This is a genomic window from Faecalibacterium sp. i25-0019-C1 (genome assembly GCF_042854225.1).
In the GTDB taxonomy this organism is placed as follows: domain Bacteria; phylum Bacillota; class Clostridia; order Oscillospirales; family Ruminococcaceae; genus Faecalibacterium; species Faecalibacterium taiwanense.
Genome location: NZ_AP031428.1, coordinates 175,740 through 195,006 on the forward strand (window position 1 = coordinate 175,740; position 19,267 = coordinate 195,006).

A 19,267-nucleotide genomic window follows, 5' to 3' on the forward strand; every position below is an offset into this window, starting at 1 on the left:
CCTGCGGCGTTGCCAGCTCCCCCGAAGGGGGAGCTTCTAAAGAGTGAACCGTAAAATGTAAAAAGCTCTCCCTTCGGGAGAGCTGGCGAGCGAATGCGAGCCTGAGAGGGTTCGTTTCTGAAGGAGATTTAAATGCAATTATTTCCAGCCATTGACCTGCGGGGCGGCAAGGTGGTGCGCCTGACGCAGGGCGACTACAGCCGCATGACCGTCTACGGCGAGGACCCCTGCGCACAGGCGCGGGAGTTCCTTGCAGCGGGGGCCAAAAACCTGCACGTCGTCGATCTGGACGGCGCAAAGGACGGCACCCTTTCCAACTACGATACCATTGCCGCGCTGGCAAAACAGGGCGGCTTATACATTGAGGTGGGCGGCGGCATCCGTACCGAGGAGCGCATTGAAACATATCTTTCCCTCGGCGTGGGCCGCTGCATCCTGGGCAGCGTGGCGGTGACGGATTTTGCCTTTACCGCCCGGATGCTGAAAAAATACGGCGATAAAATTGCCGTGGGCGTGGACGCAAAGGACGGCTATGTGGCCATCCATGGCTGGAAGGAAGTGAGCGCCGAGCCGGGCGTGGACTTCTGCAAGCGGCTGGCAGATGCCGGATGCACTGCCATCATCTACACGGACATTGCCTGCGACGGTGCCATGCAGGGCACGAACCTCGGCCTGTACCGTACGCTTGCCAAAGAGATGCCCGGCGTGGCCTTTACGGCCAGCGGCGGCATCTCGTCCGAAGCAGAGCTTCTGGAACTGAAAAAAATGGGCACTGCCGCTGCCATTTTAGGCAAGAGCCTGTACACCGGCGCACTGGACCTTGCGCGCTGCGTGCAGCTGGTGCAGGAGTGAACGGAGGGGAAACGACATGATCACCAAACGCATTATTCCCTGCCTTGATGTGCGCAATGGCCGCGTGGTCAAGGGCACGAACTTTGAAGGCATCCGGGATGTGGCCGACCCGGTGGAAATGGCCCGCATGTACAACGCTGCCGGTGCCGACGAGCTGGTGTTCTACGATATCACCGCCAGTTTCGAGGGCCGGGCACTGTTCACGGATATCCTGACCCGCGTCGCCAGCGAAATTTTTATCCCGCTCACGGTGGGCGGCGGCATCAACACGCTGGAAGACTTCGACCGGGTGCTCAAGTGCGGCGCGGACAAGGTCAGCGTCAACTCGGGCGCACTCAAAAATCCCGACCTCATCCCGGCGGCAGCACAGCGCTACGGCAACCAGTGCGTGGTGCTCTCTGCCGATGTGAAGCGGGTGAACGGCCAGTTCCGGGTGTTCGCCAAGGGCGGGCGCGAGGACACCGGCCGGGATGCACTGGACTGGATCAGCTGGTGCGTGGACCACGGCGCGGGCGAGATCTGCCTGAACAGCATCGATACCGACGGTGTGCGCAATGGCTTCGACCTTGAGATGCTGGATGCAGTTGCGGCGCGGGTGAACGTGCCCATCATTGCCAGCGGCGGCGCAGGCAAAAAGGAAGACTTTCTGGAGCTGTTCCACCACAAGGGCATCGACGCAGGCCTTGCGGCGGGCATCTTCCACCAGAAGCTGCTGACCATCCGGGATCTGAAGGAATACCTCAACGCAAACGGCGTGGAGATGCGGCTGTAACGCCGGGGCATTTCTCCCCGGCGCGGGGAAAAGCCGTAACGCGAAACTGGATTTCCGCAAAAACAACCCGCAAACTCTTGCGTTTGCGCACCGAATACGCTAAACTAGTAATATCCCCATCCGGGGAGGGAGAACCGTTATGAATCTGAAATTTGATGAAAAGGGCCTGATCCCTGCCATCGTGCAGGACCACTACACCAAAGAGGTGCTCACCCTCGCTTACATGAACGCCGAGACGCTGGCGCTCACCATCGCCGAGGGCCGCACTGTGTTCTGGAGCCGCAGCCGTCAGGAGATCTGGCGCAAGGGCGAGACCAGCGGCAATGTGCAGCGGGTGGTGTCCATCACCGCCGACTGCGATGCCGATGCTCTGGTGGTGGAAGTGGTCAAATCCGGCCCCGCCTGCCACACCGGCGCCGAGAGCTGCTTCTTCAACGAAGTATACGTCTCGCCGGAGCTGAAGCAGTTCAGCTGGCAGGGCCTGTACCAGCTCATCAAGGGCCGCAAGGATAGCCCCAAGGAGGGCAGCTACACCACCTACCTGTTCGAGAAGGGCAAGGAGAAGATCCTGAAAAAGGTGGGCGAAGAGTGCACCGAGGTCATCATTGCGGGCGAAAAAGAGGATAAGGAAGAGACCGTTTACGAGATCAGCGATCTTGCCTACCATGTTCTGGTGCTGATGGTCAGCGCCGGCATCACGGTGGAGGATGTGACCCGTGAACTGGAAAAACGTCACGTCATTGACCACAAGGTCAAACAGGAAAGGATGCAGTGAATTGTCTATGGCAGATTATAAGAAGTCCAGTGTCCATTGCCACTCCACCATGTGCGATGGCAAAAATACCTTGCAGGATATGGCAAGTGCTGCGTGTGCGCAGGGCTTGACCACGCTGGGCTTCACCGGCCATAGCTACACCCAGCGCGACCGCGAATACTGCATGAGCCCCAGCCGCACCGCCCAGTACAAGGCCACCATCGCCAAGCTCAAGGCCGAATACAGGGGCAAGGTGGATATCCTGTGCGGCATCGAGTGGGATATCCTGAGCGAGGATAAGCGCACCGGCTACGATTACTGGATCGGCAGCGCACACCACCTGTACGGCAAGAACACCGGCAAGTATTACGAGATCGATTTCCGCCCGCAGGACCTGTGGGACTGCATCAACGATGATTTTGACGCAGACCCCCTTGCCGCTGTGGAAGCCTACTTTGCCGAGGTGGAAAAGGTGGCTGCCCTCAAGCCGGATATTCTGGCCCACATCGACCTGATCAAGAAGCTGAATGCCAACGGCGAGTTCTTCGACGAAGAATCGCCCCGCTACAAGGCCGCTGCCCTCAAGGCACTGCAGGCCGCAAAGGCAAACGATTGCCTGCTGGAAGTGAACACCGGCGGCGTGTACCGCGGCTACCGCAAGGACTTCTACCCCGGCCCGTGGCTGCTGGGCGAGTGGCAGAAGATGGGCGGCAAGGTCATCATCACTTCTGATTCTCATGATATCAACAGCCTGACCTACGGCTTTGACGAAGCTGCCGCCGCCATCAAGGCTGCAGGCTTTACTAGCGTGCAGGTGCTTACCGGCAACGGCTTCGAAACGCAGGAACTGTAAAAAATTGGAGATAACCCTCTCCGTCAATGCTTCGCATTGCCACCTCCCCCGAAAGGGGGAGGTTTTGCTGTTTCTTTTACGCAGCATAAAAGCTCCCCCTTCGGGGGAGCTGGCGAGCGTCAGCGAGACTGAGAGGGTTGTTTTGCGGTAAAAATAGAACTTTGGAGGAACCCTATGACCCACGCGCAGCCCCAAAAGAAAAGCTTCTTCAACATGAACGTAGACCTGATGCACGGGCCTATTTTAAAAAGCCTGCTGCTGTTCATGCTGCCCATTCTGGTTTCCAACCTGTTCCAGCAGCTCTACAACACGGTGGATACCATGATCGTGGGCAATGTGCTGGGCGATACAGCCCTTGCCGCCATTGGCTCCTGCGGTTCGATCTACGAGCTTTTAGTCGGCTTTGGCATCGGTATCGGCAATGGCCTTGCCATCGTTGCAGCGCGCTCCTACGGCGCGCAGGACGAAGACCTGCTCAAGCGCACGGTGGTGGGGTCGGTCGTCATTGGCCTGATCGCCTCGCTGGTCATTACAACGGCAGGCTTTTTCGGCCTGCATGCCCTGCTGCAGCTGCTGGATACCCCGGCAGAAATTCTGGAAGATGCCTACAGCTACATCATCGTGATCGACCTTGGCGTTGTGGTCATGTTTATGTATAACCTGTGCGCAGGCCTGCTGCGCGCCATTGGCAACAGCGTAATGCCGCTGGTGTTCCTGCTCATCAGCTCGGTGCTGAACGTGGGGCTGGACCTGTGGTTCATTGCCGGGGTTGGCATGGGCGTGCGGGGCGCAGCGGTGGCAACGGTCATTGCACAGGGCATCTCGGTGGTGCTGTGCGTTCTGTACGTGCTGGCAAGGGTGTGCATCCTCATCCCGGAGAAAAAGCATTTCGCTGTGGGCAGTCATCTCTACTGGGAGCTGTTCAGCCAGAGCATCTCCATGGGCCTGATGAGCAGCATCGTGTCTGCGGGTTCGGTGGTGCTGCAGTACGGCATCAACGGGCTTGGCACCCTGACCATTGCGGGGCACACCGCTGCCCGCAAGCTGTTTGCCTTTACGGAGATGCCGCTCATCTCCATGGCGAACGCCGGTTCCACCTTCGTTTCCCAGAACCGCGGCGCAAACCAGCCCGACCGTGTGCGCAGGGGTATGCGGCAGATGTATCTGTACTCGGTGGTGGTGATGGTCGCCGCCGTGGTGCTGATGAACTTTGGTGCTCAGTGGATGGTGCAGCTGATCTCCGGCTCTTCGGAACCCATCGTGCTGGAAAACGGTGCGCGGTACCTGCTGTGGAACGCACCGTTCTATGCGGTGCTGGGAGTGCTGCTGTGCACCCGCTACGCGCTGCAGAGCCTTGGCCAGAAGGTGCTGCCGCTGTTCTCCAGCGTGATCGAGCTGGTGGGCAAGGTGATCTTTGTGCTGGTGTTCATCCCGAAATTCCAGTACAATGCGGTCATCCTGTGCGAGCCCATCATCTGGTTCTTCATGACGGCATATCTGGTGGCGGTGTACCTGCACGAGCCCTTTGTGTTCCCGAAAAAGAAGAAGTAAAAACAGGGCTTTGCAGCGATAAAAGCGACTGCAAAGCCCTGTTGTGTTTTGATGAAAAGTATGCTATCATAAAACTGCCGCTTTGGCGGCAAGGCGCTGTGCCACAAACACAGGCGGCTTTTTCTTCTTACCGGCACCTGAGCGCGCCGGGTAAAGAGATTTTTCTTGAAATCTCGCTCCCCCGGACGCTTGAGGGCGGAAAGGGGGGATGCACCATGACGTTTGAACAGGTCGTATTGCTGCTCACGCTTCTCGGCGGAGCGATCTACGTTACGTTTGAAATTACATGGACTGTTTCTCACAGCGATAGACGCAAGAAAAAATGACCGCCTCCAGCTACCAACTTGAACGGTCATTTTTCTTGATCTGATTCAGTAAGGAGCAAGCCGTTTGCGGGCCAGCGCCTTTCTATTTATAGTATAATCATTTCACAAGGGACTGTCAAGGGCGCATCCGTGAGCACTTGACAGCCTTTTTACGTTACAGCGCCGAATAGCCAAAGCTGTTCACCAGCGCATCGATGTGCTGGCCGGCCTTGCACAGGGGGCAGTCGCGGCTGTCAAAGCTGGCGTAGTCCGGCAGGCTGGCGGGGTCGAAGATCGAGGTGACCTCATAGCCCATGCACTCATGGGTGGTGGCAAAAATAGCGGAAAGGCCTGCCACGGTGCCGCCGTAGTAGTTCACGGCCTCCACAGCGGCCTGCACGGTGTAGCCGGTGGTGATGGAAGCGGACAGAATGAGCACATGCTTGCCCTTGACCATGGGGGCCAGATTGTCGCGCAGGATGATCTGGCTGCCGGTGGTGTACTCCGGGGTGATCACATAAATGGTCTGGTGGGCGTTCATGTTGGCAAAGCCGTCCTTGGTCAGCTCGTTGGCAAGGCAGGTGCCGATCACCTGCGTGCCGTCCAGACAGAGCACGGTGTCCACAATGGTGCTGTGCTGGTAAGCGGCCACCAGCTCCTTTGCCACGGCCTTGGCCTCGGAAAGGCGGGACTTCTGGGTGGTGACATCGATGTAATAGTTGATATGGCTGTGGCTGGTAGCAAAGTGGCCCTTTGCTACGCGCAGGAACAGGTTACTTTTTTTGGTGGGAAGCTTTACCATATTGATCATCGAAACAACACTCCTTTTCAGGTTTTCCGGGTTGCCCCTCAAATGCAAAAAGCACCGCATCGCTGCGATGCTCCTGCACATTTTTATAACCCTATTGTACCGGAAAAGAAACCTGTGCACAAGGCATAAATCCACTAAAAAACTTTGTGCATTTTACATGATATCGCCCAAAACTTGGATACAAATGGCCCGCATACGCAAAAAGACCCGCACCACAGGGTGCGGGCCTTTAATGCAAAAGTAAAATCAGTCCACAATCGTAACCTTGATGGCATCGGTGATGTCCCAAGTGGCATAGATATCACTGTAGGAATCAGTGATGCTACCGTTTGCGTACATCTTCGGAATGTACAGCACCTGAACCTTGGATGCGCTGGTAAGGTTCTCAATACCGGAAACCTTCAGCGTAGGAGTCACAGTAGTCTTCGCATCGACACTGGCGTTGGAACCACCTACCAAATCAATCGTGACACCGGAGACACCCTGATAATAAGTATGCAGCTTATTGTCAGCATCGGTAACATTTACCTGGAAATGCTGCTGGTTGACCTGCAGGCTCACCTTGGTATAGATCTCAAACTCGCAAGTGAGCGTAGTACGATTATAGGTGGCGCTCTTCAGCGTGGCTTCACAGATGCCGTCGCCCGGCTTCAGGGTGCTGCCGATCGTGCCGACAGGACGGTTCGGGTTGGAGCAGCCGGTCAGCATGCCGGAACCTGCAATGGCAACAGCGGTAAGAGCGGTATATTTCATAAAGTCACGGCGGGAGAATGTATAGGACATGTTCGTTCCTCCTTTAAAAAGCAGATCAGTACGGCATTGCGGCATTACCTATAAGATAGGCGAAACCGGGCCGGATGTCAATGCCTTTTGGCAAAATAAAATGATGAAATTTTGAGCTGTGACGTTGTTTTGCGACGAAATTTCGTCCTGTGCGGGCCGCGTATCAGGCGCGGGTCACGTCTGCAGCGGTCATGACGAAGGTCATGGTCTTATCCGCTGCAAAGGTGGGCATGTAAGTAACGCTCAGCTGCTGCCAGCCCTTGGGGACCATCAGCATCAGCTGCAGATAGCCGGTACCCTGCGGGGGCAGATTGGTGGAATCCGAGAAGGTCTGAGAGTTGGAGTTGTACAGCGAGATGTTGGCACCGCACTCCACGCTCTGGCCGTCGCAGGAAGCAGAGAAATCGGTAGAAGCTGCTGCCAGTGCGTGGAAGTTTGCATCCACGTTCTCCTGCGGGGGCACGGGATAAGCAGCATTGATCTCGGCCAGATTCTGTGCGCCGATGTTGAAGGTCTGGTTCTTGGTGCGGTTGACCACGGTGACCAGAACAGCAATGTATTCGTAACCGGCCTGTGCAGGTGCGGTATCAATGTTGAACAGGCTGGTCAGCTGAACGCCAAGGCCGTTCCAGTTGCTGACCTTATCACCGACCTTGACATCCACGATGGTGGCGCTGCCATTCTGCTGGCAGCCGCCCAGCAGGCTTGCTGCGCCCAGAGCAGCAACGGATGCGCCGGTGCACTTGAGGAAGGTACGGCGGGAAATGGAGTTGGACATAAAATAAATCCTCCTTTTGATAGGAAAAACCGTATTCCAGAATGTTCTATTCTGTTTATACCCTTTCTGCCCGAAAGATGCAAGGGTTTTGGGGCTGAATTTACAGCTTTTTCACAGGAATATCACCCTTCGTGGGTAAGGCCCTTCACATGTGTTTCGCTGGTTTTGACCAGATTTAACAGGCTGGGCGTATAAAGCGGGAACTCGCGGGTCAGGCTTTCCGTGGTCATGGTCAGGCAGGCCGGGTCCTTTACGCCCTCGCCGCCGTTCACATCCTGTCCGTCCAGCAGGGCTTCCACGTTGGCTTCGGACATGCGCATCACGGCATCGGAGCAGCCGCGCCAGCGGATGGGATCGATGCTGAACATACTGGCGGCGTTGTGGGGCTCGGCCGAGTACAGCAGGCGGAACATTTTGGCTACGGCCATCATCAGGTAGGCGCTTACCTCGGTGGTAAGGGCCTTGCTGTGGCACTGGCCGATCTTGGCGTACAGCACGTTCAGGCCGTTGGAGATCAGCTTTTTGTTCATGGTGGGCAGCACGCTGCCGTGGTAGATGTTGTCCTTCATCTTGTCCGGGTTCGGAAGGTCTTCTGCCGAGAGCATCATGCCGTTGCGCTCTGCACTGCGGCCCAGAAGATAATCGCAGGAAACATTATAGTAGTCTGCCACGCGCACCACAAAGTCCAGGCCGCATTCGCGGATGCCTTTTTCGTAGTGGGACAGCAGCGCCTGCGAGACGCCAAGATCCTCGGCGGCCTGCTTCTGGGTGATGCCGCGTTCCTTGCGCAGCAGCTTGATGATACGGTTGAATTCCATGATTTTTGGCTCCTCAAAGTTCGATGTAGGGGGACATCCTTGTTTTTGGTTTACAGCAGGTTGATTATACACAACGGAAAACCTTTTGTAAAGCAAGAAAAGTGACGATATTTTTCGTTGATTTTCGTCATTTCTGTCAAAAGACTTGCTCTGGACACCATATCTATGCTAAACTATAGGTATTAACGCATACATTTTGTGGCGTGCGCGGGGCCGCGGCTGCCGCCAAAGAGCAAAAAATCTGGCAGACGACACGTTTTTCTGCCAGATTTTTTCTCCGCAGCGGGTTTTGCCGCCCGTTCCCGTGCCGCCGCACAGCGATAAAGAGAGGCACTATCCATGAAAACGTTCAAGCTTCATCTCATCCGCCACGGCATGACTGCAGGCAACCTGCAGGGCCTGTACATCGGCAGCGGCACCGACATCCCTCTGTGCGACGAGGGCCGCGCGCAGCTCAATGAGCTGAAAGAGCGGTTCGAGTATCCGCAGGTGGATACCGTGTTCTCCTCCCCGCTGCTGCGCGCGGTGGAAACAGCCAACATCCTGTTCCCGGATGCAAAGCACACCTTTACCGTGCACGACCTGCGGGAGGCCGGCTTTGGCAAGTTTGAGAACAAGCCGGTCAAGGAGCTGGTGCACGACGAGGACTTTAAAAAGTGGATCACCCCCGGCTCCGGCTATGTGCCCGAAGGCGCAGAGCCTACCGACCAGTTCCACGCCCGCTGCGCCGAAAGCCTGATGAAGCTGTTTGAGTATATGATCCGCATGGATGTGACCGAAGCAGCCTGTGTGACCCATGGCGGCGTGATCATGAGCATGCTCAGCCAGCGCGCGGTGCCCACCCGCCGCCCGGAGCAGTGGATGGCAGACCCCGGCTGCGGCTACACGGTGCAGACCGATGTGCAGCTGTGGATGCGGGACCGTCTGGTGGAAGCCATCGACATCGTGCCCTTTGGCTATGCCGATACCCTGCGCGGTCAGGCCGAAGCCGAGGAAAACGAGGCCTTTGAGTAAGGATTCGGTTACAGTTTCGGCCCATCCCTTGACAGAAGCGGCGCAATCCTTTATTGTATAAGGGAACGATCATTTTAGGAGGAAGTTCCATGTCCCAGTCCATTTCCCGCCGGTCATTCCTGAAATGTGCCGGCTCCGGTGCGGTCAGCCTTGCGGCAGCGCTGCTCACCGGCGTACCTGCAGCGGCACAGCAGCCGCGTCTTGCAGGCGAACCTGCCCTGCTGGACGGCAAAGCTGCCGTGGAGCTGCTGGGCTATGCCCCTGCGCAGGAAATGGGCAATGTGCTGGTGTACCTCTCGGTGGAAAACCTCTCCGCATCCACCCTGCCGGTGGGCGCAAGCTATCTGCAGAGCCGTGAGGTGTGCACGCTTGGCGACCTGTACAGTATGGGCACCGGCGTTACCGCTGTGTGCGATGGCAAGCCGGTGCGCTGCGGCAGCTTTGCTGCGCCGCTCTACGGCGAGAACGCGGCGGATGCTTCGGTGTTCACCCTGAACCTGACGGCAGGCCGCGGCGCGCTGCTGCACTGCTTCTGCGCAGTGCCGGACAACTGGCAGACGCTGGAGCTGACCTATCACCCGGATTTCGCGGCGGGCCGCAGCGTGACCTTTACGGTCAACCGCAGCACTGACCACGCCGTGCTGGGCGTGGTGCCCACCTCTCCTGCCGAGGTCGGCAGCGTGGTGGATCTGTAACTCCTTCAGTCTCGCATACGCTCGACAGCTCCCTCGGAGAGGGAGCCTCTGGCGAAAAGGAAAACTTGGCCGTATTGCCAAAGCCTCCCTCCATGAGAAAGACTTCCCCCGGCCGGGACAGATTCTCCCCGCGCCGGGGAGAAATGTCACCGCAGGTGACAAAGAGAGGAGCAGATGTCACGCAAGTGACAAAAAGGGGAGCAGTGGCATCGTGTCAGCGATGACGGAAGGAGTTCCTGAACGGAATAAAAGACCATCTGAGATGCAGTTAAAAATGCCTCAGATGGTCTTTTTTTGCTTTGTCAATTCAGCACATTCTGCCCGGCGGAATCCAATACCGTCAGCTCCTGCCCGGTCACGCTGGAGACCAGCGCAATGTAGCTGCGTCCGGTGCGGATGGTCAGCGGCCTGCCGTCGGCATCGTAAAAGGCAAAGGTGGAGTCTGTGCCCTGCGTCCATGTGATGTGCCACAGCTGGCTGCCGTTCAGCCAGACACCGCCGCCAAGGGACAGGTCGTAGTCCAGCGTGGTGCCGTCGTCCCGCAGGCTGGAAGCGGAATAAAGGACCAGCAAATTGTCGAATTGCGCCTGCGCGCCGGTGTTGGCATCCAGCTGGGCGGTGCCGTCGGCGCGGAGCATCCCGTAGGTGCCGCTGGCCGCATCGTAGGCAAAGCCGGTGGTGCTTTGGGGCGCAAAGTTGATCTGCACCTGTTCGGCATCCCGGGAACCTGGCTCCGGCAGACGGGGCTCTTTGGCCTGCGGCAGCAGGGCGGGCAGAGCGGAAATGGCAGAACTGTCCTCGGCAGTGCTGGCCGAGGAGGAAGCGCTGCTGCCGTGGTCGCCCAATGCGCCGGAAAGGTTCAGGCTGCCCAGCACGGAAGCGACCTCCCCGCCGCTGGTATGCCACAGCGGCGCGCCGCTCCAGACATCATCGCAGGAAAAGGCGTTGCGGCCCACTTCCAGCGCGTCCACGGCCCGCAGGTTATAATAATCCAGATAGTTGCGGGCAAACTGCCCTGCACCCCGCTGGATGGGCAGTACTTCCTGCCCGCTGAGCAGCCGCCAGTAAAGGTCCTGCCCAAGGGTCACTGGGCCGACGGTTGGCATGGCCGATACCGAAGGATAAGCCAAGCACAGGCTGGTGGGCTGGCCGCTCTCGGTCAGGGCTTCCAGCACCACCGATGCGCTGCCAATACCCCACTGTGTGGTGCTGGAAGCGGCGTTGTCGATCACCACGGCGGCGGTGCGTTCGCCGGGATACTGCAGCTCCTGCCCGGTCAGCGGGTCGGTGGGCGCTGCACTGTCCGGGGCAGTGGTGCCGGACAGCGCACACCCGCACAGCAGGGCTGTGCACAGCACCGCCGTGCCAAGGGCCAGATTCCAGATGCGTTTCATGCGGTTCCCTCGTTACTGATAGCTGAAGTTGGACCACTCGTCGTCGTCCACGATGGCAAGATAGGTCTTGCCGCGGTTGAAAAGCATCTGCGCACCGGTCTTGTCGTAGACCAGCAGCGGATGCTCAGGCGAAGCCTTTTCCCAGCGGACATGCTGTACAGCGCCACGGCTGAAATAATAGGCATCGCCGCCGGAGATGTAGCTTACCTGCTGCACATCGCCGGAGTCGCCGGAATAGCGCTCGATGGGAGCAAAGCAGACCAGCAGGTTGTCAAAGCTCAGCTGCTTTGCATTCAGCTCGTCCACGGTGTTTTCAAACTTGCCGGAGATGCGGCTGTACATCTGCATTTTATAGGTGCGGGACTGCGGATCATAGCGGAAGCTGGTCTTGTAGTGGTCCGAGTGGGTGATGCTGACCGTCCTGCCGGATGCTGCACCCTGCATGGCATTCTCCTCGCCGGTGCGGTAGTCCGCAAAGCGGAAGAAGGTGGCATCGTAATCGTACTTCAGCCCGATGCCCGCGTTGGAAGCGGCCTGCCGGATCTCCTTGCCGGAGGTGAACTCGGTGTGTTCATAGGCCACATCCCGGCCCCGGCTGTCGCGGTGAGCCACATGCGGATGGGTGGGAGTATTAAAGTAGCTCTTGCCGCCGATGTTCAGGCCGGAATAGTTGTATACGCTGATGAATTTGGTGCAGGCGGCGCTCTCACCGTCGTGGTAGTACAGCGCCTGATAGGGCATCAGCAGCTGCAGGAACTGGTCGCGGCCAGAGCGCAGCGGGCCGATCTCCGGGATGGAGTCGGCATCGTGGAACACCGCGCAGAAGCGGGTGATGCCGCCCTCCACCTTGCACTCGATCAGCAGATCGGCAGAGGAAAGACCGCGCTGCGGACGGGCGTTCTGACGGGAGGTGTTGGAGATGTTGTTGACCATCACGCCCACGATACGGCCATTGCTGCGCTTGGCCTCACCGGTCAGCGGGTCGGCATCGTAAGCGGGCAGTGCGGCAAGACTGGCAGCGGGCTGCTCGCCTGCTGCCAGCGAGGAAGCAGCCATGTCCTCCGAGGATGCAGCAGAAGAAGCTGCGCCGGAAGAACTGATGCCCAGTGTCTGCTGGAGCCAGCTGGAAAAATTGCTGCCCAGAATGGCACTGCCGGAAGCACTGCAGCTGGAAAGCGCCAGCGAAGCGGCAGCGGCACCGGTCAGGCGAAGAACAGTACGGCGAGTGATCTTCATAGGAAAAACCTCCTGCAAAAAACGTATCGGCGCGGCCCGGCAGAATGCCAAAGCCGGGAAAAAGTTTGCGGGTGCAGCGCGGCGGGGCGCACACTGCCGGGCAGTAAAACGCAGCGCACTGCAGACGGATTTGATTTGATTGTAACGATTCTTGCCGGGTTTGTAAAGAGGAAGTTATCAGGATGAAGCCCCTTCCGCTGCCGACCCCGGAGCATCTTCGATCTGCTGCGCGGATGAAAAGCGGAAGCCCACACCGATGCAGGAGCTTTTTGCGCCTTTTTGCCCGGGAACCCTTGCATTTTTGCGCAAGTTGTGGTAATATTATTCGGCAGTATGTTCACTGCGGAAATATGCGCTCGTAGCTCAGCCGGTAGAGCATCTGACTTTTAATCAGAGGGCCAGGGATTCGAGTTCCCTCGAGCGCACCAAAATCCCACGAAGAATCGTAAGGTTCCTCGTGGGATTTTCCATTTTCTGGGGCTCTGCACACTTTTGCACACTTTTTGCACACCGGCGGGAAAGCCGTGTTTTTCCTTGCATTGTCTGCATTCTGTGCATCGTGAGCGTTTTTTCCATACTTTTTTCAGGCGAACAGCAGGCGGGTGAACTCACGCCGCTGCTCGGGGTTCATCTGTCGGACAACTTTCAGCATCCCTTCCGGGGTGATCTGGATGCTGTCCGGCAGATTTTCTTTTACCGGCACAGAGCCGGATTTGGGGGAGCCGATGTCCTGTGAATAGAAGTCTGCTTCCAGCTTCTCAGCCAGCTCCAACCGGGGCTTGTCCTGCGTGTGGGCGTAGGTGTCCATCAGGATGCCGGTGGTGGCGTGACCGGTGTTGCCCTGCACGGCCTTGATGTTGCCGCCGGATTCAATCAACTGGTAAGTGGCACTGGAGTGGCGCAGACCGTGGAACACGATCTTCTCAAACTCCGGGTGCTCCGCACGCCATGCGCGGTACCATTTAGAAAGGGCTTCCGGGGCAACAGGCATACCGTTGGGCAGGCGGAAGAGCTGACCACAGTTGTGATATCTGCCATCCATGGCAAGCTCGTCCTGACGGAGCTTTTCCAGCCAAGCCAGCAGTTCCTCTTTCAAGGGTCTCGTCAGATAAAGGGTGCGGCTGGATTTCTTAGTTTTCGGCTTCTTCAGCACCAGTGCGGAGCTACTGCCCTCACGCTGGTCGGGGAAGATGTGGTAGATCTGATTCGGGTCGGTCTTTTCCAATGCAGCCTTTTCGGTGCGCTGTAAGCTCCTGCCGACCGTGATGGTCCCACGTCCATCCGCTGCATCGAAGTCGATGTCTCCCGGCTGCAAGCCAAGGATCTCTCCGACACGCAGCGAGAGAATCATGCTCAGATGAACAGCAAGGTGAAGCGTAGGGTCGGTCATGGTCTGCAACGCAGCAAGCATGGTCTTTTCGTCCCAGATGGCACGTTCTTCCGAGGTCGATTTCGGGGCTTCTCTCGGAATCGGTGACTTGAGGAGCAGACCCCACTCAACGGCATAGGAAAAAGCAGTCTTGAGCATAGCGTGGACTTCCCGGATGGAAGCACCCGTCAGAAACTGCCGCTTCTGCTTGTCGGTGAGCGTTTGCTTGACACCCTGCTTATACAGTCCGCGCGGTGTCCGGCTCAGCGTGGCGTAGAACTGTTCAAGGTCATACGTCTGAACCTTCTGAATCTGTTTCTTGCCAAGATAGGGCACGACAAGATTCTGGATCATGGCTACCGTGTGGGTGTAGGTTTTGGGTGCCCACTTGTGCTTGCTGGACTGGATGGGAAGCCACTTGTACAGCATTTCCGCTACCGTCATTGCATCGGGTATGAGGAACGTACCGTCCAAGAGTTCTTTCTCTACCGAGATCTTGCGGTCTTGCGCTTCCTTCTTGGTTTTGAAGCTCTCCCAGCCTTCACAGATCCGGCCAGCATGGTCTTTGTATTTGAAACGAACGGAGTAGGAATCTCCGCGCCTGAGAATAGATGCCATAGATGTTCCCTCCCTCAGACCGCTGCAAACCAATCATCGAAGCTCTGCTTGCTTACCCGGATGCTGGTACCGAGGCGGATCACCTTGAAATCTTTCGTGGTGTTGCACAGATTGTACGCAGCACGGTTGGAGATCGCCAACAGTTGGGCAATCTCCTCCACCCGGTAGACAAGCGGGGCGTGTCGGACGGTTTTGCTGGTCTGGTCAGAAGGTTCTACGGCAGGGGTTTCGGACAATTTCATTGTAGGGGATTCGGGCGCGATTTTCAAGTCCTCACGGGTCAGTTTGGTGGAATTTTTGCGGACATTCGTCATAGGCATGTCTCCTTTGCACTTCTCCAGACCCGGTGCAGCTCCGGTTGAGCTGCACCCTTGTGGGCTGGCTAATATGTAAGGGCCTGCCGCTCCTGACCCGAAGCAGCAGCCCAAAAAAGTGCGAGAACTTGAATTTACGCGCCCCACGCGCCCCAAACCACACAAAAGTACCTTCCTGTGCTGATTTTACAGGGCGCATGGCTGAATTGTATGCGCCCTTTTGGGGCGCATCTTGCCTTCTCTCCCGCCCCGAAGGGCGTGTTGCCGCCCCGCATCCGCCCGGAAAGGGTAGATGCGCGCCCGGGGAAAACAGCGATAACAAGTCAAAACTACTGATTTGGGGCGCGTAGGGCGGGAGATTTTCACTTTTCGTGTGTTTTATGCCGCAGCAAAGGCGGGGTGGACGCATACGCCCCGGAAGCCGCGGTACTTTCCCTCGATGTGCTTGGAGAAGGTCAGGCCATACTTCCCTGCATTTTTCAGCAGGAACTGGCTGAACTTCTTTTGCGGAACAGGCGATTCCAGATTATCCTCGCACCACTTGGTGTAGGCGCGGTAGAGATAGGTGGAGCGTTCCTCGGTGTCGGGCTTGAAGCGGACATACGCCGTTGCCTGCATGAACTGGGTCAGGTTATCGCTGTCCGCCATGGCTGCTTCGAGGTTCTGGATGGAGCGCTCGCTGATGGTGAACTGATAGCGGTTCGCCAGCAGACGGTGTAACCCCTCCAGCATCCACAGCAGGATACCGGGTCGCTCCTCGGACAACTCTTCGATGAGGAAGGGATTATCCACCCGGGCAGGGTCACGGTCTTTCACCGTGATGAGGATCTGTCTGCGCCAGAAGCCGTCGCTGTCATCGTGAGCAGCCACAAGGTTGCCATTGCCGAAGCAGATGAAACGAACGTACAGCAGACCTTGGACAGCCTGCTTGTTCTTCCGCTCGATGCACAGGCGATCCTCGGCGGTGACGATGGACTTGATGTTCCGTGTTTCGGGCAAAGCCACCATGTTCAGGTCGTCATCGACCATGACCAGCTTGTACTCCAGATTTGCACTGGCAAAGCGGTTCGTTTCGATGCGGAGGATGGATTCGGAGTGAGAGGCTTCCCCGAACAGCTTCTTCAGCAGCAAGCCGATGCGGGATTTTCCCTCGCCGCCCTTGCCGGTCATGACCAGCATCTTCTGCGCCTTGGTAGACGGGATCAGGAGATAGCCGAGATATTCCTGCAAGGTCAGAATGTCCTCCGGGATGAGCAGACCGTCCAGAAATTCCAGCCACTTGGTCGGTGCGGGGGCATCGGGCTGGTATTCCACGGGGAGCCGGTTCAGGCAGAGTTCCTTTTCCGGCACAAAGCCCCGCTCGTCCAGAAAGTAGGTTCCGTTCTGGAGATGGATGCGGTCAAGCTGGGGTTTCCATTCAGGGGTATAGGTTTCGATACGGAGTGCGTCCAGAACCTGCTTCTCCTTCTTGGCAAGGTTGTCGAGCACAAAGTCACGGAGGTCGCTGTGGACTTCGTAGAGCAGTGCGTCCTCGTCTACCTCGCCGTTCTGGTCGAACAGCTTCTGTTTCAGGCACATCATAGGGTGTTTCTCTAAAAGGTACTGGCAGTAAGCGGTTTCACGCACTTTGCCCTTGCTGTCTACCCAAGGGCATTCGCATTCTTCCTCTTCTTCCAGTTCGTCCTCATCACGCCAATCTTCGTTCCTCTTTTTCCAGTCGCTCATGCAATCCCTCCCAATACTTCCGTAGCTCGTTTTCGGTCTGCGGGTCCGGGAGCACCGAACAGTCCAGATAATATTCAACGATGTCAAGGTTCTTTATCGCTTCAAGGAAGCAGGGGTGAAGTTCTTCTGTGGGTGACTGCGGTGCGTATCGGACCCGCCAACGCTGCAGACAGCGGTAATAGTCCAGTAGCTGCTGCCGGACGGTGGGCGGACTGCGGGGAGCAAGCCGCACCTTGCCGTCGGCAAGTGCCATGCCAAAGTCCTCCTTCAACTTTTCCACAGCCTTGTAGGGAGATAGTTGAAAAAGTCTGCCGACAAAATCGATCACATCGCCATCTGCCTGACAGGCGAAACAGTGGAAACGGCTGTCCACCTTCATGCTGGGGTGTTTATCCCCGTGGAAGGGGCAGCACATCATACCGTTCCGGTTTACGGCGAAGCCGTACAGCTCCGCCGCCTGCCGGGTCGAGATGGCGTTCTTTACGTCCGAAAAGACAGAGGTGCTACCCTCCGTCCCAATGGGTGGGGTACAGGCGAAAGGACGAAGCCCGGTGAGGGGCGTGGGTGAGGTTGGGTTTATTCACACATCGATCCGTCAGAGTGTTGTTCATTTGACCTCCTGCTGCGGTACGGCGTAGTTGCGCTCCTCCTTGCGGAAGAAGGTTTCCACGTTCTGTTGTGCGGTGCGGAGTTCACGCAGTTCGACCTGCGCTTTCTTGTAGCGGGTGTAGAACCCGTTTTTCTCCGAGGAAAGGGTCTGGTATTCGGCATCCAGTTTTTTGAGGTCCGGCAGCGTCCTGAGCCCATTGGCCTTGAAATAGGCGCAAGCGGCCTCGTACACGGCAAACTCTGCACGGTGCTGCTCCTTGAACTTGGCGGGGTTCCGCACAGTCTGGAGCTTCTGTGCAAGAGGCTTGTACTGCCGATAGACCACAAGATGCCCGCGCAGCTCCTTGAGGGAGACCATGCGGGCATCCATGTCTTTGACCACCGCCAGTGCATCGTCGTGTTGGGTTTTCAGTTCGGCAATGCGCTGGTGCAGGGCATCTTCGCTGAGCAGCTTTTTCTCCTGTAGGAGACACAAGGTTTGCGACCAGCGTTTGAGGTTGAACTTTTTCGCCCAACGCTCATAGCCGATGCCCTTACCTGCGGCAACATTCGCCTGAATGTCAACTAGTTTCCTGATCTTATCCGGCTTCTTCTCGCTGCTGGGCTGGATGATGGCGGCAAGCTGGATGTTCTGGGAGAGGGCGGTCAGCACCTGCTCCTTTTCCAGCTTCTTGCTCAGTTTCTTGGCGGTGATGAACTTTGTCCGACCGGGCGGGCAGTAGCTCAACCGCCCTCGGCTCTCCTTCACGGCGATGCCGTGTTCCTGCATGAGCAATGCAGAAAATTCCTCGAAGGTGGTGGTTTTGTTCAGCACAGCGTAGATCTGCTTTCGCAGCTTGTCCAGCTCGGTCTGGTAGACGGTCTGGGTGGGCTGCTGCCCTTCGGCGGCAAGTTTGGCGTTGGCATGGTCGAGGCGGCGTTGTCCGCGCCGCTGCGCCCAATACTCGCGCTCCGAAACATGGTCGCCTTGGGCTTCCAGCAGGTTGATCTGGTTCAGGTCGGCTTGCTCGCACATCTCCATGACAGCGACACGGAGGTGCCGGAGCATGGCAGAGGTGCAGCGGTGCTTCTTGCCCGCTTCCCAGTCGCACGGCTTGTCCATGAAGGGCTGCCGTTCCACGGTGCGGACACGCAAGCTGCCGATGACGATGTGGACGTGGATGTTCCCGGCACTGTTGTGACCGTCCGGGTGGGTGCAGACGATGGCGGGATGACCGGGGAAGTTGTCCTTGCAGAACTGCAAGCCAAGGGCTTGCGCCCGCTCCATGGTCAGGTCGTTCTCTACTGCGTCCTTCGGGTCGAAGCTGATGATATAATGGTGGGTCTTCACGTCCTCCCGCCTGCCGTTCTTGCTGTACTTGCGATTGGCGATCAGGCAGGCCATAGCGAACGAGGATTCGCCGCACTCAAGGGTGTCGAGCAGGTACGAATCCCGTAGCTTGGGTCTGCCCTTCTCGTCCAGAATGGGCAGACCGGTGTATTCGTTGTGCTGAAAGGTGAGATAGCTTTCGGCGGCGGCATAGTTAGAGTTCTTCGAGCTTAAATGCTTGATGGTTGCCATACAGTTCACCAACCGTTTCTTCGGCTTTCAGCCGAAAGTTCGTGAGTGCGGACAGTTCCTCCAGAATCTGCGCCCGGAGCTGCTCGGTGTCTTTGCCGCCGGAGTTAAAGTGCCGTGCAAGCTGGTTGAGGTTGCTTCCCACCTTGCTGCACTGGGCAGACAAGGTGGCAAGCGCCGCCAGTGCATCCTCGCAGCCCTGCGCCACCACAACGGTGTGCTTGACATTCACGCCGTACAGGACGCGGCGGACGAGTTCGGATTGGGTGAGGTGGAGTTCTTTGCAGGCGTATGCGATCCGCAGTTTTTCTTCTGCGGTCACCCTGACTTTGATGATGTGTGTCTTTCGTTTTCGTGGCGTGTCATTGCGGTTCTTCTTTGCGTGTACGTTCGGACTTTTCATTTCAGCCATATTCGACCTCCTGTGAAAATGATAAATGCCCGCTCCGGGATGGAGA

The 19,267-nt window shown here is 57.5% G+C and carries 20 protein-coding genes and 1 tRNA gene; 9 read left to right on the top strand and 12 right to left on the bottom strand.

The window, feature by feature from the left end:
• Positions 1-132 precede the first annotated feature (132 nt).
• The 6 genes from hisA (at position 133) to ACGHUK_RS00885 (ending at position 5,108) form a co-directional block, all read left to right on the top strand.
• On the top strand, positions 133-852 hold the full coding sequence (gene hisA, locus ACGHUK_RS00860; RefSeq protein ID WP_390574613.1) for a 1-(5-phosphoribosyl)-5-[(5-phosphoribosylamino)methylideneamino]imidazole-4-carboxamide isomerase: 720 nt from the start codon (positions 133-135) through the stop codon (positions 850-852).
• Positions 853-868: 16 nt separating this feature from the next.
• Positions 869-1,624, top strand: a complete 756-nt coding sequence (gene hisF / locus ACGHUK_RS00865) for an imidazole glycerol phosphate synthase subunit HisF (protein ID WP_390574615.1) — start codon at positions 869-871, stop codon at positions 1,622-1,624.
• A gap of 139 nt (positions 1,625-1,763) precedes the next feature.
• Complete coding sequence (hisIE, locus tag ACGHUK_RS00870) at positions 1,764-2,399, top strand: bifunctional phosphoribosyl-AMP cyclohydrolase/phosphoribosyl-ATP diphosphatase HisIE (RefSeq protein ID WP_005943640.1); 636 nt, start codon at positions 1,764-1,766, stop codon at positions 2,397-2,399.
• Positions 2,400-2,406: 7 nt separating this feature from the next.
• On the top strand, positions 2,407-3,231 hold the full coding sequence (locus ACGHUK_RS00875; RefSeq protein WP_097774583.1) for a histidinol-phosphatase HisJ family protein: 825 nt from the start codon (positions 2,407-2,409) through the stop codon (positions 3,229-3,231).
• Positions 3,232-3,405: 174 nt separating this feature from the next.
• Positions 3,406-4,782, top strand: a complete 1,377-nt coding sequence (locus ACGHUK_RS00880; RefSeq protein WP_390574616.1) for an MATE family efflux transporter — start codon at positions 3,406-3,408, stop codon at positions 4,780-4,782.
• Between the two features lie 41 nt (positions 4,783-4,823).
• Positions 4,824-5,108, top strand: a complete 285-nt coding sequence (locus ACGHUK_RS00885) for a hypothetical protein (RefSeq protein WP_390574618.1) — start codon at positions 4,824-4,826, stop codon at positions 5,106-5,108.
• 154 nt (positions 5,109-5,262) lie between these two features.
• On the opposite strand, the gene ACGHUK_RS00890 is transcribed toward ACGHUK_RS00885, so the two are convergent.
• The 4 genes from ACGHUK_RS00890 to ACGHUK_RS00905 all read right to left on the bottom strand — a co-directional run bounded on the left by ACGHUK_RS00890 (position 5,263) and on the right by ACGHUK_RS00905 (position 8,277).
• Positions 5,263-5,898: a phosphoribosyltransferase gene (locus ACGHUK_RS00890; protein ID WP_044953901.1), complete on the bottom strand. Its 636-nt coding sequence runs from the start codon at positions 5,896-5,898 to the stop codon at positions 5,263-5,265.
• Positions 5,899-6,144: 246 nt separating this feature from the next.
• Entirely contained in the window at positions 6,145-6,681 is a 537-nt protein-coding gene (locus ACGHUK_RS00895; protein WP_332375811.1) for a twin-arginine translocation signal domain-containing protein, read from the bottom strand.
• Between the two features lie 163 nt (positions 6,682-6,844).
• Complete coding sequence (locus tag ACGHUK_RS00900; RefSeq protein WP_005943633.1) at positions 6,845-7,459, bottom strand: twin-arginine translocation signal domain-containing protein; 615 nt, start codon at positions 7,457-7,459, stop codon at positions 6,845-6,847.
• A gap of 122 nt (positions 7,460-7,581) precedes the next feature.
• Complete coding sequence (locus ACGHUK_RS00905; RefSeq protein ID WP_005943631.1) at positions 7,582-8,277, bottom strand: helix-turn-helix domain-containing protein; 696 nt, start codon at positions 8,275-8,277, stop codon at positions 7,582-7,584.
• A gap of 339 nt (positions 8,278-8,616) precedes the next feature.
• Here ACGHUK_RS00905 and ACGHUK_RS00910 point away from each other — a divergent pair, with 339 nt between their 5' ends.
• A complete protein-coding gene (locus ACGHUK_RS00910) occupies positions 8,617-9,291 on the top strand; it encodes a histidine phosphatase family protein (RefSeq protein ID WP_118527631.1) in 675 nt (224 codons plus the stop codon).
• Positions 9,292-9,380: 89 nt separating this feature from the next.
• Positions 9,381-9,986, top strand: a complete 606-nt coding sequence (locus ACGHUK_RS00915; protein ID WP_097774587.1) for a Tat pathway signal sequence — start codon at positions 9,381-9,383, stop codon at positions 9,984-9,986.
• Positions 9,987-10,288: 302 nt separating this feature from the next.
• Here ACGHUK_RS00915 and ACGHUK_RS00920 read toward each other — a convergent pair whose 3' ends face one another.
• Together ACGHUK_RS00920 and ACGHUK_RS00925 are read right to left on the bottom strand one after the other, a co-directional pair.
• Positions 10,289-11,380, bottom strand: coding sequence for a DUF3048 C-terminal domain-containing protein (locus ACGHUK_RS00920; protein WP_223388340.1), 1,092 nt, complete (start codon positions 11,378-11,380; stop codon positions 10,289-10,291).
• Positions 11,381-11,392: 12 nt separating this feature from the next.
• Positions 11,393-12,616, bottom strand: coding sequence for a DUF3048 domain-containing protein (locus ACGHUK_RS00925; RefSeq protein WP_390574619.1), 1,224 nt, complete (start codon positions 12,614-12,616; stop codon positions 11,393-11,395).
• Between the two features lie 352 nt (positions 12,617-12,968).
• On the opposite strand from ACGHUK_RS00925, the gene ACGHUK_RS00930 reads away from it, so the two are divergent.
• Positions 12,969-13,044 (top strand) — tRNA-Lys (locus tag ACGHUK_RS00930).
• A 155-nt stretch (positions 13,045-13,199) separates the two neighbouring features.
• On the opposite strand, the gene xerC is transcribed toward ACGHUK_RS00930, so the two are convergent.
• The 6 genes from xerC to ACGHUK_RS00960 form a co-directional block, all read right to left on the bottom strand.
• Positions 13,200-14,603, bottom strand: coding sequence for a tyrosine recombinase XerC (gene xerC, locus ACGHUK_RS00935; RefSeq protein WP_390574620.1), 1,404 nt, complete (start codon positions 14,601-14,603; stop codon positions 13,200-13,202).
• A gap of 14 nt (positions 14,604-14,617) precedes the next feature.
• Positions 14,618-14,923 carry a helix-turn-helix domain-containing protein gene (locus ACGHUK_RS00940; RefSeq protein WP_112143827.1) on the bottom strand — a complete coding sequence of 102 codons (306 nt, stop codon included), beginning with the start codon at positions 14,921-14,923 and terminating at the stop codon, positions 14,618-14,620.
• 372 nt (positions 14,924-15,295) lie between these two features.
• Positions 15,296-16,642 (bottom strand): phage/plasmid primase, P4 family, encoded by a 1,347-nt coding sequence (locus tag ACGHUK_RS00945; protein ID WP_006735274.1) that lies wholly within the window; start codon positions 16,640-16,642, stop codon positions 15,296-15,298.
• Positions 16,605-17,060, bottom strand: a complete 456-nt coding sequence (locus tag ACGHUK_RS00950) for a CHC2 zinc finger domain-containing protein (protein WP_256468828.1) — start codon at positions 17,058-17,060, stop codon at positions 16,605-16,607. Before ACGHUK_RS00950 ends, ACGHUK_RS00945 begins: the two co-directional genes overlap by 38 nt.
• A 189-nt stretch (positions 17,061-17,249) precedes the next feature.
• The gene (locus ACGHUK_RS00955; RefSeq protein ID WP_390574621.1) at positions 17,250-18,812 is read right to left on the bottom strand and encodes a relaxase/mobilization nuclease domain-containing protein; all 1,563 of its coding nucleotides are present in this window, start codon (positions 18,810-18,812) and stop codon (positions 17,250-17,252) included.
• Positions 18,775-19,221 (bottom strand): plasmid mobilization protein, encoded by a 447-nt coding sequence (locus ACGHUK_RS00960; RefSeq protein WP_390574622.1) that lies wholly within the window; start codon positions 19,219-19,221, stop codon positions 18,775-18,777. The genes ACGHUK_RS00955 and ACGHUK_RS00960 overlap by 38 nt, the downstream gene beginning before the upstream one ends.
• Between the last annotated feature and the right edge of the window lie 46 nt (positions 19,222-19,267).

Excerpts from the sequence above, each read along its gene's own strand:
- hisA (WP_390574613.1), top strand. The coding sequence starts at position 133 with ATGCAATTATTTCCAGCCATTGACCTGCGGGGCGGCAAGGTGGTGCGC.
- ACGHUK_RS00890 (WP_044953901.1), bottom strand. The coding sequence starts at position 5,898 with ATGATCAATATGGTAAAGCTTCCCACCAAAAAAAGTAACCTGTTCCTG.
- ACGHUK_RS00915 (WP_097774587.1), top strand. The coding sequence starts at position 9,381 with ATGTCCCAGTCCATTTCCCGCCGGTCATTCCTGAAATGTGCCGGCTCC.
- ACGHUK_RS00900 (WP_005943633.1), bottom strand. The coding sequence starts at position 7,459 with ATGTCCAACTCCATTTCCCGCCGTACCTTCCTCAAGTGCACCGGCGCA.
- ACGHUK_RS00955 (WP_390574621.1), bottom strand. The coding sequence starts at position 18,812 with ATGGCAACCATCAAGCATTTAAGCTCGAAGAACTCTAACTATGCCGCC.
- ACGHUK_RS00940 (WP_112143827.1), bottom strand. The coding sequence starts at position 14,923 with ATGCCTATGACGAATGTCCGCAAAAATTCCACCAAACTGACCCGTGAG.
- ACGHUK_RS00875 (WP_097774583.1), top strand. The coding sequence starts at position 2,407 with ATGGCAGATTATAAGAAGTCCAGTGTCCATTGCCACTCCACCATGTGC.
- ACGHUK_RS00945 (WP_006735274.1), bottom strand. The coding sequence starts at position 16,642 with ATGAGCGACTGGAAAAAGAGGAACGAAGATTGGCGTGATGAGGACGAA.
- ACGHUK_RS00920 (WP_223388340.1), bottom strand. The coding sequence starts at position 11,380 with ATGAAACGCATCTGGAATCTGGCCCTTGGCACGGCGGTGCTGTGCACA.
- ACGHUK_RS00905 (WP_005943631.1), bottom strand. The coding sequence starts at position 8,277 with ATGGAATTCAACCGTATCATCAAGCTGCTGCGCAAGGAACGCGGCATC.
- ACGHUK_RS00925 (WP_390574619.1), bottom strand. The coding sequence starts at position 12,616 with ATGAAGATCACTCGCCGTACTGTTCTTCGCCTGACCGGTGCCGCTGCC.
- ACGHUK_RS00880 (WP_390574616.1), top strand. The coding sequence starts at position 3,406 with ATGACCCACGCGCAGCCCCAAAAGAAAAGCTTCTTCAACATGAACGTA.
- xerC (WP_390574620.1), bottom strand. The coding sequence starts at position 14,603 with ATGGCATCTATTCTCAGGCGCGGAGATTCCTACTCCGTTCGTTTCAAA.
- ACGHUK_RS00950 (WP_256468828.1), bottom strand. The coding sequence starts at position 17,060 with ATGATGTGCTGCCCCTTCCACGGGGATAAACACCCCAGCATGAAGGTG.
- ACGHUK_RS00960 (WP_390574622.1), bottom strand. The coding sequence starts at position 19,221 with ATGGCTGAAATGAAAAGTCCGAACGTACACGCAAAGAAGAACCGCAAT.
- ACGHUK_RS00910 (WP_118527631.1), top strand. The coding sequence starts at position 8,617 with ATGAAAACGTTCAAGCTTCATCTCATCCGCCACGGCATGACTGCAGGC.
- ACGHUK_RS00895 (WP_332375811.1), bottom strand. The coding sequence starts at position 6,681 with ATGTCCTATACATTCTCCCGCCGTGACTTTATGAAATATACCGCTCTT.
- hisF (WP_390574615.1), top strand. The coding sequence starts at position 869 with ATGATCACCAAACGCATTATTCCCTGCCTTGATGTGCGCAATGGCCGC.
- hisIE (WP_005943640.1), top strand. The coding sequence starts at position 1,764 with ATGAATCTGAAATTTGATGAAAAGGGCCTGATCCCTGCCATCGTGCAG.